We start from the raw sequence: 14,636 nt of genomic DNA on the forward strand, positions 1-14,636 counted from the left end.
GGTCCTCGGGTTGTTGTTCTCTCGCAGGGTGTTCACAGGCGCTCGATGATGGTGGCGACGCCCATTCCGGCACCGATGCACAGGGTGATCAGTGCGTAGCGCTCGCCGCGGCGCTCGAGTTCGTCGAGGGCCATTCCGGTGAGCATGGCTCCGGTTGCGCCCAGTGGGTGGCCCATCGCGATCGCGCCGCCGTTGACGTTGATGCGGTCGTGGTCGATGTGCAGCTTCTTCGCGTAATTGAGCACTACCGAGGCGAATGCCTCGTTGACCTCGAACACCGCGATGTCGTCGAGAGTGAGCCCCGCCGCGGCCAGCACCTTGTGCGTGGCCGGAACCGGGCCGGTGAGCATCAGCGTCGGGTCCGATCCGGCGACGGCACCGGCCACCACGCGTCCGCGCGGGGTCAATCCGCCTGCGCGACCGGCTTCTGCGGAGCCGATCAGAACCATGGCGGTGCCGTCGACGATGCCGGACGAGTTGCCTGCGTGGTGGACGTGATCGATTCGCTCGACCTCGGTGTACTTCTGCATGGCCACGGCGTCGAACCCGGCGAGTGCACCCAGCTGGGCGAACGACGGCTTCAGGGCAGCGAGATCGGTTGTGGTGGTGGCGGGTCGCATGATCTCGTCGTGATCGAGCATCAGTCGGCCGTTGGCGTCGAAGACCGGAACGACGGACTTCTCGAAGTGGCCCATCGACCAGGCGTGCGCCGCTCGCTGCTGACTGCGTACGGCATAGGCGTCGACTTCACCGCGGTCGAACCCTTCGATCGTTGCGATGAGGTCTGCGCTGATGCCCTGCGGAACGAAGTAGCTGCCGTAGTTGGTCAGCGGGTCGCACGGCCATGCGCCGCCGTCCGCCCCGAGTGGAACGCGGGACATCGATTCGACGCCACCGGCGACGATCAGGGTGTCCCAGCCGGATCGAACCCGTTGCGCCGCAGTGTTGACGGCTTCGAGGCCCGATCCGCAGAATCGGTTGAGCTGAACTCCGGCGACACTGTCCGGCAGGCCGGCCACCATCGCGACGGTTCGGGCGATATCGCAGCCTTGATCGCCGACCGGGGTGACGACACCGAGCACGACGTCGTCGATAAGGGCCGGATCGAGCTGCGAGTGTCGAGAGAGCAACGTGGACAATGTGTTCGCAGCCAGATCGACCGGTTTGATGGTGTGCAGTGAGCCGGAGCTCTTACCGCGGCCACGTGGGCTGCGCACTGCGTCGTAGAGGAACGCCTCCATGGTGGTGCCTATCTGGGGCAACAAGATTGCCGAGTTCTACAGGGAGCGGGAGATGAGGTCTTTCATGACTTCGTTGGCACCGGCGTAGATGCGTGCGATGCGGCCGTCGACGAACATGCGGGCGATGGGGTATTCCTCCATGTAGCCGTAGCCGCCGAAGAGCTGCAGGCAACGGTCGACCACCTCGAACTGGCGGTCGGTGGTCCAGTACTTGACCATTGCTGCCGTGGTGACGTCGAGGCTGCCCGAGATGTGCTGTGCCATTGCGTCGTCGACGAAGGTGCGGACGACACGGCCGATGGTGGCGCATTCGGCGAGCTCGAATTTGGTGTTCTGCAGGTCGAACAGTGTTTTGCCGAACGCGTTGCGTGACTTGGTGTATTCGACGGCCTGTGCGACGGCGGCGTCGATCATCGCGGCGGCGGCGATGCCGCAGATCAGGCGTTCCTGGGGGAGTTGCTGCATCAACTGCGCGAAGCCGCGACCCTCTGCTTCGCCCAGCAGGTTCGCGGCGGGAATGCGAAGCCCGTCGAAGGTGAGTTCTGCTGTGTCCTGGCCTTTTTGGCCGATCTTGTGTAGCACGCGTCCGCGGTGGAAACCTTCGGTGTCGTCGGAGACCTCGGCGACGAGCAGCGACAGCCCCCGCGCTCCGGCGGCCGGATCGGTCTTGGCGGCGATGATGATCAGATCGCAGTGAGCTCCGTTGGAGATGAACGTCTTTCCGCCCGTGACCACGTAGTCGTCGCCGTCGCGCACCATGCGGGTGGTGATGCCTTGGAGGTCGGATCCGGTGCCCGGTTCGGTCATCGCGATCGCGCCGATCCACTCGCCCGAGCACAGCTTCGGCAGCCACTGCTTCTTCTTCTCCTCGGAGGCGTAGGCCAAGAGGTAGTGCGGAACGATGCCGCTGTGTACGCCGAGCTGCATGGCCGAGTCGCCGGAGCGAACCTGCTCGGAGAACAGGACAGCCTCGTGGCGGAAGTCGCCACCGCCGCCGCCGTACTGCTCGGGTACCGACATGCCGAGCAGCCCGAGGCTGCCTGCGGTTCGGTACACCTCGCGGCTGGGGCGTCCGGCTGCCGCGAATTCCTCGCGGTGGGGCGCGACCTCTTTCTCGAAGAAATCCCGGGCGAGCTGTCGGACGTCGGAGAGCTCGGTGGTGAGGTCGTCGCTGGTGCGGTCTGCGAGTGCAGTCATGGTGGGTCCTCGGCTCGAAGCGCAACTGTCGTTTGTTGGCGCTGTGCCAATAAAGATTGCCCGTCGTTTCGGTGGATGTCAATACTGCGCGGTCCGCGCAGTCCAGCTGAAGAGGGACGTGGAAGCGTTGACAAAAGTACCTGCGCGAGTACTTTCTTACTCATGCAAGTACCGACAGAGCGGCAAACGGTCACCAACCGGGCGCGGCGCGAACAGATCGTCGCCGCCACCATCGAGGTGATCGCCTCCGAGGGATATCGCGCAGCCACGTTCCATGCCATAGCCGCACGCGCCGGGATCAAGTCGACGCGGACCATCTCTTACCATTTCGCCGGCCGCGACGAGCTCATCGAGGCAGTGGTCGACAGTGTCTTGGCGACCGTCCGAAGCTTCATGTCCGGTAGGTCGGCAGGTCCGTTCGATTCGGCTGGCGATGCTCTGGAGGGGGCCATCAGAACTACGGTTGCTCTGAACTCCGCACACGGATCGTCCATGCAGGCGCTGATGAGCATCTTTCTCGAGCATCACCCCGAAGGCGGGTGGACGTCCTATGGACCCGCCGAGGAGTCGGCCGCGATGTCGCCGATCCAGCAAATTCTGACCGATGGTCAGAGCGCCGGAGAGTTCACCGAGTTCGACACGTCGATCATGGCCGCCACCGTTCAACGCTCACTCGACGGCATCGCCTACCTGCTGCGGACGCATCCAGACCTGGACCTGGAGCACTATGCCGACGAACTGGTCGCGACCTTCCGTCGTGCTACGAGAGGCTGATCCTCGATGCCCGAGCGCCCGGATAACACCACACCGAGAGGCAGTTCACCTGCTCTCGACCGACTCGTCCGAATCATGTTCGTCAGCATGGCGATCGGGCTGATCGCCGCGATATGCACGTGGATCTTTCATGATCGGATACTGACTTATCAGCTCGCCGGTGCGGACCCGACCAGTACTGACTATGCCGCGATGCGCGACACCCTCTCGACCGCGCTGTGGTCTCGCCCCGGGCCCGCTGCAGGTATTGCTGTGCTGTTCCCTCTGTTGGTGCGACGCCTGAGGTCCGGGCGACGGCGTAGCTATCGCCGTGTGTTGATCATTGCAGCGCTTCAACTGCTTTCGGTCGGATGGCTCACGGTCGGCGGAGACTATCCGGCGTGGTTGCGCGTGCTGTACCTGGTTCAGGCAGTCGTCGTTGTGGCGACGTTCGTGGCCTCTACCCGCCCCAGTGTGCGGGAACTGTTCGGCTACAAGAGAAAAGTTGCAACCGGGCATCCCAAGGCTGCGCTGTTTTTGGCGGTAGCGACCCCGGTGGTCGCCGAACTTGCTTTCGGGTCCACCCCGATCACGTTGGCGTGGTTGATCGTTCTGTGGACCCCGTTCTACGGGTGCGGCGTTCTGTTGATCCGCGAGCTGGTCGTTCGGTCCGGACGCGGGTGGCCGAGTGTGCTGCTACTCGCCATCGCTTTCGAGATCGCCGAAGACGGGATCGGATTGCAAGCCCTCACCAGTCCGCACCTCTACGGGGCCGCAGACTGGGGCGTCCGATTCCTCGGAGTCAACGTCACGTACTGGGAAGCCAATGTGCTGTATCATGCTGTCTTCACGGTCGCGGTGCCCATCGTCCTGACCGAATTGGTCTTCCCCGAACACCGCGGCCGTCCCTACCTCGGTGTTCGGGGGACTGCAGTGATCGCCTCGGCCGTAGTGGCAAGTGTTGCAGCACTGCGCTTCACCGTGCCACCCTCGCAGGACCCCGGATATCAGGCTCCGATCGGGTTCGTAGTGGGCTGTGTTGTCGCCATTGCGATCCTGGGGATCGTTTCGCTGAGAATTTTTCCGAAACGGGCTTCTCGATCGTGGCACCGTCCGCTCGTTTCACTTCCGTGGTTCTATTTCGGCTCCTGCGCCACAGCGGTCGTCGTGATGTGGCTGACGTTCCGAACCCTTGGATCGTCGCAGCCGGCCCATACCCATGGCGTACAGGTGCTGATCCCCATGACGGCAGCTGTGGCCGTCCTTGCGGTTGCGGTTGCAACACTGCGCTATTGCGCGCAATCGACGGTCTGGACACAGCGGCACACCCTTGCGGTAGTGGGCGGTGCCTTGGTCGGACACACCGTCGCCGGAATCGCGATCTGGTCTGGGACCACCGAGCGGCTGAGCCTTGTCGTCATTGCCGTGGTCACAGCGGGCTTGACGGTCCTCGGCGATCGACGGCTGAGCGATAGAGACAGGGACCGCGCTTCACACGAGCTAGCTATCGACCGAGCGCAGTAGCGCTACGTCCGAGACGAGGCGGATGTGCTCGGCCATTGCACGCCCTGCTTCGGCCGGATCTTGTTGTCGCACAGCGTCGGCGATGCGGCGGTGGTGTTCCAATGAGGTCTGCGGACGGTTCGACTGCGACAATGATTCGATTCGAGTTTCGCGAATCAGGCCGGCGATTTCGCCCATCAGTCGGGCGAGTAGCGGCGAGTGCGCGGCCTCGGTGATGGCGTGATGGAACAGCTCGTCGCCGGAGTCGCCGCGATTTCCGTCGGTGATCTCCGAGGCCATCACCGACAGGGCGTGATCGATTGCCGCCATTTCGGCGTCGCTGCGGCGGGCTGCGGCGAGCTCGGCGAGTTTGACCTCGAGTGCCTCACGGGCTTCGATCACCTCCGGCAGGCGATCGGCGTGCTCGCGCAGGGCGCGAATGGCCATGTCTCCCACGGGCCGTCGCACGAGTACCGCTCCGTCGCCGTGGCGGACGGCCAGTATGCCCTGTACTTCGAGTGCAACGAGGGCCTGGCTCAGCGAGGCTCTGCTGACGCCGAGGTGACCCGCCAGTTCACGCTCGGGCGGGAGTCGATCGCCGGGCTTCATATCGCGATCGGCGATGTGTTTGCACAGCTGCTCCACAATGACCTCGTACAGCCGTGGTCGGGTCACCGGGCGAATTTGCTCAGCCACTGTGTCACTCGCTCTCTGCTCCTCTGGACCCCCACCTTAACCGTCGGGTAGGTAGTGGCCCGGGTCATAGCAACTGTTGACAAGTGATCCACTTCACTGGTTCAGTCTGTAAAGACTCAGTGGCTAGTCCAATTGGCCACGGAACCCGAGCGCCCGCTCGGGGGACAACCTCAGACGAACCGGAGACCTTCGATGTCGACCGAGTTGATACCCATCATTGCGCTCGTCGTCATGTTCCTCGCTGCGACCGTGTTCCCGGTGAACATGGGCGCGCTGGGGTTCGTGGCGGCGTTCTTCGTCGGAACCATTGCCGTGGGCATGGGCACCGACGACATCATCGCCGGCTTCCCGAGCAGCTTGTTCCTGACGCTGGTCGGTATCACCTACCTCTTCGCGATCGCCCAGAACAACGGCACGGTCGACCTCCTGGTCCGCGGTGCGGTGCGGCTGGTCGGTGGCCGGGTCGCCCTGATTCCGTGGGTCATGTTCGGTATCACCGGCGTGCTGACCTCCATCGGAGCGCTGGGACCGGCAGCCGTGGCCATCGTCGCACCGATCGCACTCGGCTTCGCGGCGCGGTACAAGATCAATGCCCTGCTCATGGGCATGATGGTCATTCACGGCGCACAGGCGGGCGGGTTCTCGCCGATCAGCATCTACGGCGTCACGGTCAACAACATCGCTCAGAAGGCGGGTCTGGTCAACAGCCCACTCACCTTGTTCCTGGGCAGCATGCTGTTCAACGCGGCAATCGGTGCGTTGCTGTTCATGTTCCTGGGCGGACGCGCACTTCTCGGACGTAGCGTGCACGACGAGGACGGCACCCGCCCCGAGGGAGATTCGGGCGGAGTGGGCGGGGGTGGCTCGAGGACTGTGATGCGCGGCTTCGGATCGTCGACGCCCACGCCGTCCGGTCAGACGGTCACGGTCGAGAATGCGCCACCTTTGGCCACTGCCGTCAAGGCCATCACGTTCGATCAGATCCTCACGCTCGTGGGGCTGGCCTCGCTGGCGTTGTTCTCACTCGTCCTCGATCTCGATGTCGGCTTCGTGTCGATGACGGTCGCCGTGGTCCTCGCCCTGGCGTCGCCCAAGGCGCAGAAGGGTGCGATCAACCAGATCAGCTGGTCGACGGTATTGCTCATCGGCGGCGTGCTGACGTTCGTCGGCGTGCTGCAGGAAGCCGGCACGGTCGAGTACGTCGGTGATGCGGTTGCCGGCATCGGCATTCCGCTGCTCGTGGCTCTGTTGCTGTGCTACATCGGTGCCATCGTCTCGGCGTTCGCGTCGTCGACGGCCATCCTCGGTGTCACCATCCCGCTGGCCGTTCCGTTCCTGCTCGCCGGCGAGGTCGGTGCCATCGGTGTGATCGTGGCCCTGTCCATCGCCTCGACGATCGTCGATGTCAGTCCCTTCTCCACCAACGGCGCTCTGGTGCTGGCCAACGCCCAGGACATCGATCGGGACGTCTTCTACAAGCAAATCCTGAAATACAGCGCGTTGGTCGTCGTCATCGGCCCGTTGATCGCCTGGGCGGTACTGGTCGTGCCCGGCTGGCTCTAGCTCTCGAGCTGCGCGGACGTCCGAGAACTCGATCTTGACTTCCCCTCGGATCGCTGGTCCAATTAAATTGGCTAGGCCACTGAGTCAATATGCCAATTGCCACCCCTCATCGCTTTCGACGTAAGGATCAATTCGATGCCCCTCAACACGACAGGCAGAACCGGACCGCTCGACGGCACCGTGGTGGTGGATCTGACGCGCGCCCTGGCCGGCCCGCACGCGGCGATGATGCTCGGAGATCTCGGTGCGGACATCATCAAGGTCGAGACCCCCAAGGGCGGCGACGACACCCGGGTGTGGGGGCCGCCTTTCGTCACCCCGCGTGACGCGGAGCGCGAATCGACGTACTTCCTTTCGGCCAACCGCAACAAGCGGTCGATCGCGCTCGACCTCAAAACCGACGATGGCCGAGAAGCGTTGGAGCGCATGATCGAACGCGCGGATGTTCTGCTCGAGAACTTCCGCACGGGAGTGCTCGATCGGCTCGGCTTCTCGCCCGAGCGCATCGCCGAGATCAACCCGCGCACGGTCGTGCTGTCGATCAGTGGATTCGGACACGACGGCCCCGAGGGTGGCCGATCCGGCTACGACCAGATCGCTCAGGGCGAGGCCGGGTTGATGTCGTTCACCGGCTCCGGTCCCGACGATGTTCAGCGCGTGGGGGTTCCGATCGCGGACCTGCTCGCCGGAATGTATGGAGCGTTCGGTGTTCTCGCTGCGCTGCGCGAGCGTGACCGCACCGGCCGAGGCAAGGTGGTTCGAACGTCGTTGCTGGCCAGCGGCGTCGGGGTGCACGCTTTCCAAGGCACCAAATGGACCGTGGCAGGCGAGATCGGTGAGGCGCAGGGCAACCACCACCCGTCGATCTGTCCGTACGGCCTCTTTCCCACTTCCGATGGAGCCGTGCAGATCTCGGTGGGCAGCGAGGGTCTGTGGCATCGCTTCTGTGAGGGCTTCGGTATCGATCCCGACCTCGAGGGTATGGCGACCAACCCGCAACGCGTCGACAGTCGCGACGACGTCGTCGAACTCGTGTCCAAGATCTTCCGTACCTACGAGACCGAGCCGTTGTTGGCGCTTCTCGACGAAATCGGCGTTCCGGCAGGCAAAGTACGCAACGTGCAGGAAGTGTACGAGTGGGAGCAGACCAAGTCTCAGGGACTGCTCATCGACGTCGAACACGAGACGCTGGGCACGGTGACCCTGCCCGGGCCGCCGCTGCGATTCTTCGAATCCGACGGGACGGAGGTCACCGAGAACCGGCATCTGGCACCGCCGGTTCTCGGAGCCGACGACGAACTCGTCCGCGACTGGTTGAAAGAAGCGATCCGATGACGAGGATGACCGCGCTCGAACTCCTCGATCTGGTGATCGATCCCGGAAGTTTCGAGTCGTGGGACAGCCCGGCTGCCGATTACGTCATCGACGACGAGTACGCGAACGAACTGGCTGCGGCGCGTGAGAAGACGGGTCTCGACGAATCCGTTCTCACCGGATCGGCCACCATCCGCGGACGCAAGGTGGCAATCCTGCTGGGCGAGTTCGCCTTTCTGGCCGGATCCATCGGAGTGGCCGCCGGTGAACGCTTGGTCAGTGCGGTGCACCGATCCACCGCCGAGCGAATGCCGCTGCTCGCGTTGCCGACCTCGGGTGGAACGCGCATGCAGGAGGGCACCGTCGCGTTTCTGCAGATGGTCAAGATCACCGCAGCGATAACCGCACACAAGGCGGCGAACCTGCCGTACATCGTCTATCTGCGGCACCCCACCACCGGCGGCGTCTTCGCATCCTGGGGATCGCTCGGTCACGTCACCGTTGCCGAGCCCGGTGCGCTCGTCGGGTTCCTCGGCCCCCGTGTCTACGAGGCGTTGTACGACGCGAAATTCCCCGCCGGCGTGCAGACCTCGGAGAACCTGCAGGCGCACGGACTCATCGACGCCATCCGTCCGCCCGAGCAGCTCGGTGAGATCGTCGACCGGGCACTACGCATCATGACCGACGTGCCGTCGTGTCGCGTCCGGCATTCCGATGCTCTCGAGTGGGAGATCGAGGACGTGCCGGCATGGACCTCCATTCTGGCCTCACGCAGGAGCGATCGGCCTGGGGTACGCGAATTGCTGTTCAACACAGCGGCAGACGTGTTACCGCTCAACGGAACCGGTCAGGGCGAGTCCGATCCGGGCCTCATTCTGGCGCTCGTCCGGTTCGGCGACATGCCGTGCGTTCTGCTCGGGCAGGACCGGAGGAGTCAGACGACGAAGACGCCACTCGGCCCCGCGGCTCTGCGTGAGGCCCGACGCGGCATGCGGCTGGCGCAGGATTTGAAGCTTCCCCTCGTCACCGTCATCGATACTGCCGGTGCCGCGCTGTCCAAAGAGGCGGAGGAAGGCGGCCTGGCCGGCGAGATAGCACGGTGCATCGCAGACATGGTCGACCTCGAAACCCCTACGCTCTCCTTGCTGTTGGGGCAGGGAACCGGCGGCGGTGCCCTTGCGTTGGTGCCCGCGGATCGAGTTCTCGCTGCTCAGCACGCCTGGCTGTCGCCGTTGCCGCCTGAGGGTGCCTCGGCCATCGTGCATCGCGACACCACCCACGCCGCCGAGATGGCGACCAAGCAGGGAGTGCGCTCGCTCGATCTCTTCCGGGCCGGTGTCGTCGACATCATCGTTCCCGAGTTGCCCGACGCCGCAGACGAATCACAGCAATTCTGTGATCGAGTGGGCGCGGTACTGCACCGAGAACTTGCCGAGCTGATCGCTCAGGACCCCTCGATGCGCATGATCGCGCGCGAAAAGCGTTTCAATCGAATCGGTTTTGCGGCTGCCACTGTCTGATTTCCCGCCGAACTCGAAGTTATGGACGGAACCGAGTCCGTTTTCATCCATAACTTCGAGTTCGGCGGCGAGTGGGGGCGGCTATCGTCCTTGGGGTGGCTGGCAATGCTCGGGACCCCGGAGTCTCGGTGGCTGCGCGCCTGCTGGCCCTGCTCGGTGTGTTCGACGAGAAGGCTCCGTCGCTGACCTTGACCGACCTGGCCGCCGGTGCCGACCTACCCATCGCCACTGCGCATCGGCTGGTGCGAGAACTGGTGGAGTGGGGCGCGTTGGTCCGGGGCGACGACGGGCGCTACGTCGTCGGTAGGCGGTTGTGGAAACTGGGCTTGCTCGCACCCGATCAGTCCGATCTTCGCGACATCGCATCACCGTTTCTGCACGACATCTACGGAGCGACCCTTGCGACGGTGCACCTGGCCATCCGCGACGGGTGCGAAGTGCTCTATCTCGACCGGTTGGCCGGCCACGCATCGGTTCCCGCGGTCAGTCGCGTCGGCGCTCGGCTGCCGCTGCACGCCACCGGCGTCGGTAAGGTGCTGCTGGCGTACGCGCCGCGGGAGGTGCAGGAGCAGGTGATGCGCTCCCTGGATCGCCTCACCCCGTACACGGTGACGCATCCTGGGCAGCTGGAGAGCGAGTTGCGTCGAGTGCGTCGCGAGGGTTTCGCGCAGACGGTCGAGGAGATGACACTCGGTGCGTGTTCGGTGGCTGTGCCGGTCCATGCCGGCGACAGTGTGGTCGCCGCATTGGGAATCGTGGTTCCCAAGCTGGGCCGCGATCGAGTGAGACTGGTTGCCGCGCTTCAGGTTGCGGCCCAGGGGATCGGACGAAGTCTCGGCGGGTAGTCGGCCGTTTTCACTCAGTGGAAGTGCGGTCTTGTTCGGGTCGAAATCCCGGGGTCTACTGCATGCATGCGTACACAGGTTGCCATCATCGGTGCAGGGCCCGCGGGTCTGCTGCTGTCCCACCTGCTCGACGAGCAGGGGATCGACTCCATTCTGATCGAGTCACGTACTCAGGAATACGTGCTCTCCCGAATCAGGGCCGGAGTCCTCGAACACTCGACGGTCCAGTTGCTCGACGAACACGGACTCGGTGAGCGTCTGCACCGCGAGGGCGACGAGCATCGAGGTATCTACCTGCAGTGGCCGGAAGAGCGGCACCACATCGACTTTCGTGATCTGGTCGACCGGAGTGTCTGGGTGTACGGGCAAACGGAGGTCACCAAGGACCTCGTCGTGGCACGCGAGAAGGCCGGCCAACAGATCTACTACGACGTCTCGGACACGGCGTTGCACGACGTCGAATCCGACGCCCCCTACGTCACGTTCACCGACGCGTCGGGCAACGCGGTGCGAATCGACGCAACAGTCGTTGCGGGATGCGACGGTTCCTTCGGACCGAGCCGGGCGGCCATGCCCGATTCGGTGCGCAACACCTGGGAAAGGGTCTATCCCTACTCCTGGCTCGGTGTGCTCGCCGATGTCGCCCCCTCGACCGACGAACTGATCTATGCCTGGCACCCGGACGGCTTCGCGATGCACTCGATGCGGTCGTCGATGGTCAGCCGGCTGTATCTGCAGGTGCCGAACGGAACCGATATCGACACGTGGTCCGACGACCGCATCTGGGATGCGTTGGCGACCAGGCTCGGTCACGGTCAGGACGGGTGGACTCTGAACCCCGGCCCCATCACCGAGAAGAGCGTGTTGCCGATGCGCAGCTACGTGCAGACGCCGATGAGACACGGCAACCTGTACCTGGCCGGCGACGCTGCGCACATCGTGCCGCCCACCGGGGCGAAGGGTCTCAATCTCGCGGTAGCCGACGTGGCTCTGCTCGCGCCTGCCCTGGCGCAGAAGCTGAAGGGAAACGATTCGCGGGCCGCAGACAGCTACAGCGACGACGCCCTTCGACGCGTCTGGCGCTGCACCCACTTCTCGTGGTGGATGACCACGATGCTGCATACCGGCGACGACCCCTTCGACGCGCAATTGCAACTCTCGCAACTGAAATGGGTGGCGTCCAGCGAGGCGGGTGCCATGGGACTGGCGGAGAACTACGCCGGATTGCCGATCGGTTTCTGACACCCCATACTGCCGAACTCGAAGTTAGGGACGGAATATCCGCGGATTCCGTCCCTAACTTCGAGTTCGGCGGCAACTATCTCCGCCGATCCAGCACATAGGTGACTGCGACACCGGCGACCAATCCCCAGAACGGAGCGCCGAGTCCTGCGACATCGGTACCGGAAATGGTGACCAGCAAGGTGATCAGGGGCGCGAGCGCCGGCCGGCCGGTCGAGTCCGAGAACGCGGCAGTGAATGCACCGCGCAGTGCCTCGAGCATGGCCAGACCTGCGAGAGCGGCGATGAACGTTGTGGGTACCACGGCGAGCCCGCGCACCAGCAGCGGCGCGAGTACACCCACGACGATGGCCAATGCGCCGCAGGTCATTCCGGCGGTGTACTGCCGCGATCGTTCACCCACAGCAACGAGCAAGGCATTGGTCGGACCGGCAAGACACGTCGACACCGCACCGAGCGGCGCCACGAGAAGCGACCAGATCCCGCAGGCGATGGTAACGAGGGTCATCGGGGGCCGATGGCCCGCAGCGTTCAATACTGCAGCACCCTGACCGTTCTGAACCGCCACCACGGTGATGGCGAGCGGTATCACCAACTGCGCCATTGCTGCACCGCTGAACGCCGGCGCGACGAGTTCCGGTAAGCCGATCAAGGGTAGGTCTGCCGCAGGACCGCTCACTCGGGTGAATCCGCCGGTGACCGCGAGGGCAACGAGACCGGCAACCAATGCAGCGAGCACCGGCGGTACCCGCTTCGACCACGTGGCAGACCGGGTCAGCGCCAGCCATGCCACCACCATGGCCCCGGCAACGATCGCATCGGACGAAACAGACTGGACAAGTCCGGTTCCGAACGACAGGAACGCACCGGCGACCATCGCCATCACGACACTGTGCGGCAGAAGCTCCATCAACCTCGTGACCACCCCAGTGGCTCCGAGAACGGCAACGAGGACTCCGGTAGCGAGGTAGGCCCCCACGACTTCCGGCCAGGTCAGCGACGCCAACGATTGCCCGACCAGAACGGTGCCCGGAATGGTCCAGAAGAAGCTGAGCGGCATCCGGTACACCCAGCTCGCCACCACGGTGAGGAGGCCGTTGAGCACGAACACTCCAAAGACCCAGGACGCAGTCTGTGCGGCGGTGAGTGAGCCGGCTGCCGAAGCGCTCATGATCACCGCAACGGGACCGGTCGCGCTGAAGAGCACACCGGTGGCCCCCGCGCCCACGTACTGCCCGCCGAAGTCGGCGCGCAAAGCACGCAGACTCGGCGGGCGACGCTCCGGAAGCTCGATCGAGGTGAGACGCTCGAAAGTATTGGTCATTCAGCCACTTTCACTGCCTCGCTGGGTACTGGATCGGATCGGCGCAGGGCCCGCACGGCCGGAACCGCGGTGGTGACGAGAGCGCCGAGCAGCCCCACGACGGCAAAGATATAGAACGCGGTGGACGACGCGATGCCGGCCCCGAGCAGAATTCCGCCGAGCAGCGGTCCGAGGATGCCGCCGAGCCGGCCGAATCCGGCGCACCACGCAACCCCTGCCGCGCGGGCGGTGGTGGGATAGTAGTTCGAGACGAATCCGTAGATCAACACCTGAGTACCGATGGCACCGATGCCGGCACCGGCCACGGCCACAAGCAGGACGCCGAGGGGGAAGTTCAGGGTCAGCAGAACCAACGACAGTGCCGCGAGGCAGAAGGTGACCGCGATGACGCGTTGGGGTCCGGTGCGGTCGGCGACACGGGATGCGATCAGCCCGCCGATTATGGCACCGCCGTTGAGCACCAACAGAAATGACAGTGAGCCCTTGGCGTTGTAACCCGCCTCGGACATGATCTGCGGCAGCCAGGTGTTGAGGCCGTAGGTCAGCAGTAGGCCGGAGAAGCTCATCAGTCCGAGGAGAGCCGTCGGGCGAAGCAGCGGCTTTCGGGCGAGTGCTGCGAATCCGACGCGATCGCCGGCGACAACGGGCTCGGCCTCGGGCATCGGAATGCCGGTCCGAGCGCAGATCTCCTGTGCATCGGCGATGCGTCCGTGCGCCAACAGCCACCGCGGTGACTCCGGCATCCGAAGCAGCGCCAGCGGCAACAGCACGAACAGCGGGAGTGCGCCGATCCAGAACAGGCCGCGCCAGCCGATCGAATCCTGCAGGGTGATCGCGGCCAGGGACGCCAGCACACCGCCGGCCGGAATGCCGCTGTAGACGATGGCGTTGAACAGGTTTCGCCGTCCGGGTGGTGCGAATTCGGCGATCATGGCACCGACGGTGGCGACGAGTCCGCCGACTCCGATGCCCGTCAGGAACCGAAGTATGCCGAACATGGTGATGTTCTGTGCGAGTGCGGTCGCCCCCATTCCGAGCGAGAACCAGACGATGCACGTCAACATCGTTCTGCGACGGCCGATCCGATCTCCGAAGGCTCCGGCCGTCAACGCGCCGACCATGACTCCGATCAGAGCGTAGGAACCGAGCGCGCCTGCAGTCTCCGGATCCAGTGCTCCGAGTTGGGCGGAATCGGCGAGCAGGGTCGGTAGTACGGTGCCGTAGACGACGAGGTCGTAGCCGTCGAAAACGATTGCCGCCGTGGACAGTGCGACGATCCACAGCACGCTTCGGCGGTGTCGTTCGCTTGCCCAACTGGTGTTGGCGGTGGAGTCCGGTGCAGTCATCGGGTGTCCTTTTCGGTCAGGGAGTACCGCATGGAAGCTGAATCGGCGCTGATGGCCGAGCGGGTGGGATAACTGTCCCAATCTGTGCGCCG

At 64.5% G+C, this 14,636-nt stretch carries 12 protein-coding genes; 7 read left to right on the forward strand and 5 right to left on the reverse strand.

The features are described from left to right. Positions 1–32: 32 nt before the first annotated feature. The gene (locus CH262_RS03890; protein ID WP_094716944.1) at positions 33–1,241 is read right to left on the reverse strand and encodes an acetyl-CoA C-acetyltransferase; all 1,209 of its coding nucleotides are present in this window, start codon (positions 1,239–1,241) and stop codon (positions 33–35) included. 36 nt (positions 1,242–1,277) lie between these two features. Further along, positions 1,278–2,438 carry an acyl-CoA dehydrogenase family protein gene (locus CH262_RS03895; RefSeq protein WP_094716945.1) on the reverse strand — a complete coding sequence of 387 codons (1,161 nt, stop codon included), beginning with the start codon at positions 2,436–2,438 and terminating at the stop codon, positions 1,278–1,280. Between the two features lie 162 nt (positions 2,439–2,600). Here CH262_RS03895 and CH262_RS03900 point away from each other — a divergent pair, with 162 nt between their 5' ends. Together CH262_RS03900 and CH262_RS03905 are read left to right on the forward strand one after the other, a co-directional pair. Continuing rightward, a complete protein-coding gene (locus tag CH262_RS03900) occupies positions 2,601–3,212 on the forward strand; it encodes a TetR/AcrR family transcriptional regulator (protein WP_179274908.1) in 612 nt (203 codons plus the stop codon). An 87-nt stretch (positions 3,213–3,299) separates the two neighbouring features. Continuing rightward, complete coding sequence (locus CH262_RS03905) at positions 3,300–4,715, forward strand: hypothetical protein (RefSeq protein ID WP_143547061.1); 1,416 nt, start codon at positions 3,300–3,302, stop codon at positions 4,713–4,715. On the opposite strand, the gene CH262_RS03910 is transcribed toward CH262_RS03905, so the two are convergent. After that, on the reverse strand, positions 4,692–5,390 hold the full coding sequence (locus CH262_RS03910; protein ID WP_094716948.1) for a FadR/GntR family transcriptional regulator: 699 nt from the start codon (positions 5,388–5,390) through the stop codon (positions 4,692–4,694). The two genes, CH262_RS03905 and CH262_RS03910, sit on opposite strands and share 24 nt — an antisense overlap. Positions 5,391–5,582: 192 nt before the next feature. Between CH262_RS03910 and CH262_RS03915 the strand changes: the two genes are divergently transcribed. The 5 genes from CH262_RS03915 (at position 5,583) to CH262_RS03935 (ending at position 11,874) form a co-directional block, all read left to right on the forward strand. Continuing rightward, complete coding sequence (locus CH262_RS03915; RefSeq protein WP_032367870.1) at positions 5,583–6,953, forward strand: SLC13 family permease; 1,371 nt, start codon at positions 5,583–5,585, stop codon at positions 6,951–6,953. A gap of 135 nt (positions 6,954–7,088) precedes the next feature. Continuing rightward, positions 7,089–8,288: a CaiB/BaiF CoA transferase family protein gene (locus tag CH262_RS03920; protein ID WP_094716949.1), complete on the forward strand. Its 1,200-nt coding sequence runs from the start codon at positions 7,089–7,091 to the stop codon at positions 8,286–8,288. After that, positions 8,285–9,787 (forward strand): carboxyl transferase domain-containing protein, encoded by a 1,503-nt coding sequence (locus tag CH262_RS03925; protein WP_094716950.1) that lies wholly within the window; start codon positions 8,285–8,287, stop codon positions 9,785–9,787. Before CH262_RS03920 ends, CH262_RS03925 begins: the two co-directional genes overlap by 4 nt. A 95-nt stretch (positions 9,788–9,882) precedes the next feature. Further along, a complete protein-coding gene (locus CH262_RS03930; RefSeq protein WP_027494689.1) occupies positions 9,883–10,632 on the forward strand; it encodes an IclR family transcriptional regulator in 750 nt (249 codons plus the stop codon). Positions 10,633–10,698: 66 nt separating this feature from the next. Further along, complete coding sequence (locus CH262_RS03935; protein ID WP_094716951.1) at positions 10,699–11,874, forward strand: 4-hydroxybenzoate 3-monooxygenase; 1,176 nt, start codon at positions 10,699–10,701, stop codon at positions 11,872–11,874. 76 nt (positions 11,875–11,950) lie between these two features. On the opposite strand, the gene CH262_RS03940 is transcribed toward CH262_RS03935, so the two are convergent. Then, positions 11,951–13,198, reverse strand: coding sequence for a benzoate/H(+) symporter BenE family transporter (locus CH262_RS03940; protein ID WP_094716952.1), 1,248 nt, complete (start codon positions 13,196–13,198; stop codon positions 11,951–11,953). Further along, on the reverse strand, positions 13,195–14,544 hold the full coding sequence (locus CH262_RS03945) for an MFS transporter (RefSeq protein ID WP_094716953.1): 1,350 nt from the start codon (positions 14,542–14,544) through the stop codon (positions 13,195–13,197). Before CH262_RS03945 ends, CH262_RS03940 begins: the two co-directional genes overlap by 4 nt. Positions 14,545–14,636 lie beyond the last annotated feature (92 nt).

The sequence above is a fragment of the Rhodococcus sp. 05-2255-1e genome (genome assembly GCF_002259025.1).
Lineage (GTDB): Bacteria > Actinomycetota > Actinomycetes > Mycobacteriales > Mycobacteriaceae > Rhodococcoides > Rhodococcoides fascians.

Bases quoted from the DNA above. Each gene is read 5' to 3' on its own strand.
- CH262_RS03890 (WP_094716944.1), bottom strand. From the start codon at position 1,241: ATGGAGGCGTTCCTCTACGACGCAGTGCGCAGCCCACGTGGCCGCGGT.
- CH262_RS03895 (WP_094716945.1), bottom strand. From the start codon at position 2,438: ATGACTGCACTCGCAGACCGCACCAGCGACGACCTCACCACCGAGCTC.
- CH262_RS03900 (WP_179274908.1), top strand. From the start codon at position 2,601: ATGCAAGTACCGACAGAGCGGCAAACGGTCACCAACCGGGCGCGGCGC.
- CH262_RS03905 (WP_143547061.1), top strand. From the start codon at position 3,300: ATGGCGATCGGGCTGATCGCCGCGATATGCACGTGGATCTTTCATGAT.
- CH262_RS03915 (WP_032367870.1), top strand. From the start codon at position 5,583: ATGTCGACCGAGTTGATACCCATCATTGCGCTCGTCGTCATGTTCCTC.
- CH262_RS03920 (WP_094716949.1), top strand. From the start codon at position 7,089: ATGCCCCTCAACACGACAGGCAGAACCGGACCGCTCGACGGCACCGTG.
- CH262_RS03925 (WP_094716950.1), top strand. From the start codon at position 8,285: ATGACGAGGATGACCGCGCTCGAACTCCTCGATCTGGTGATCGATCCC.
- CH262_RS03935 (WP_094716951.1), top strand. From the start codon at position 10,699: ATGCGTACACAGGTTGCCATCATCGGTGCAGGGCCCGCGGGTCTGCTG.
- CH262_RS03940 (WP_094716952.1), bottom strand. From the start codon at position 13,198: ATGACCAATACTTTCGAGCGTCTCACCTCGATCGAGCTTCCGGAGCGT.
- CH262_RS03945 (WP_094716953.1), bottom strand. From the start codon at position 14,544: ATGACTGCACCGGACTCCACCGCCAACACCAGTTGGGCAAGCGAACGA.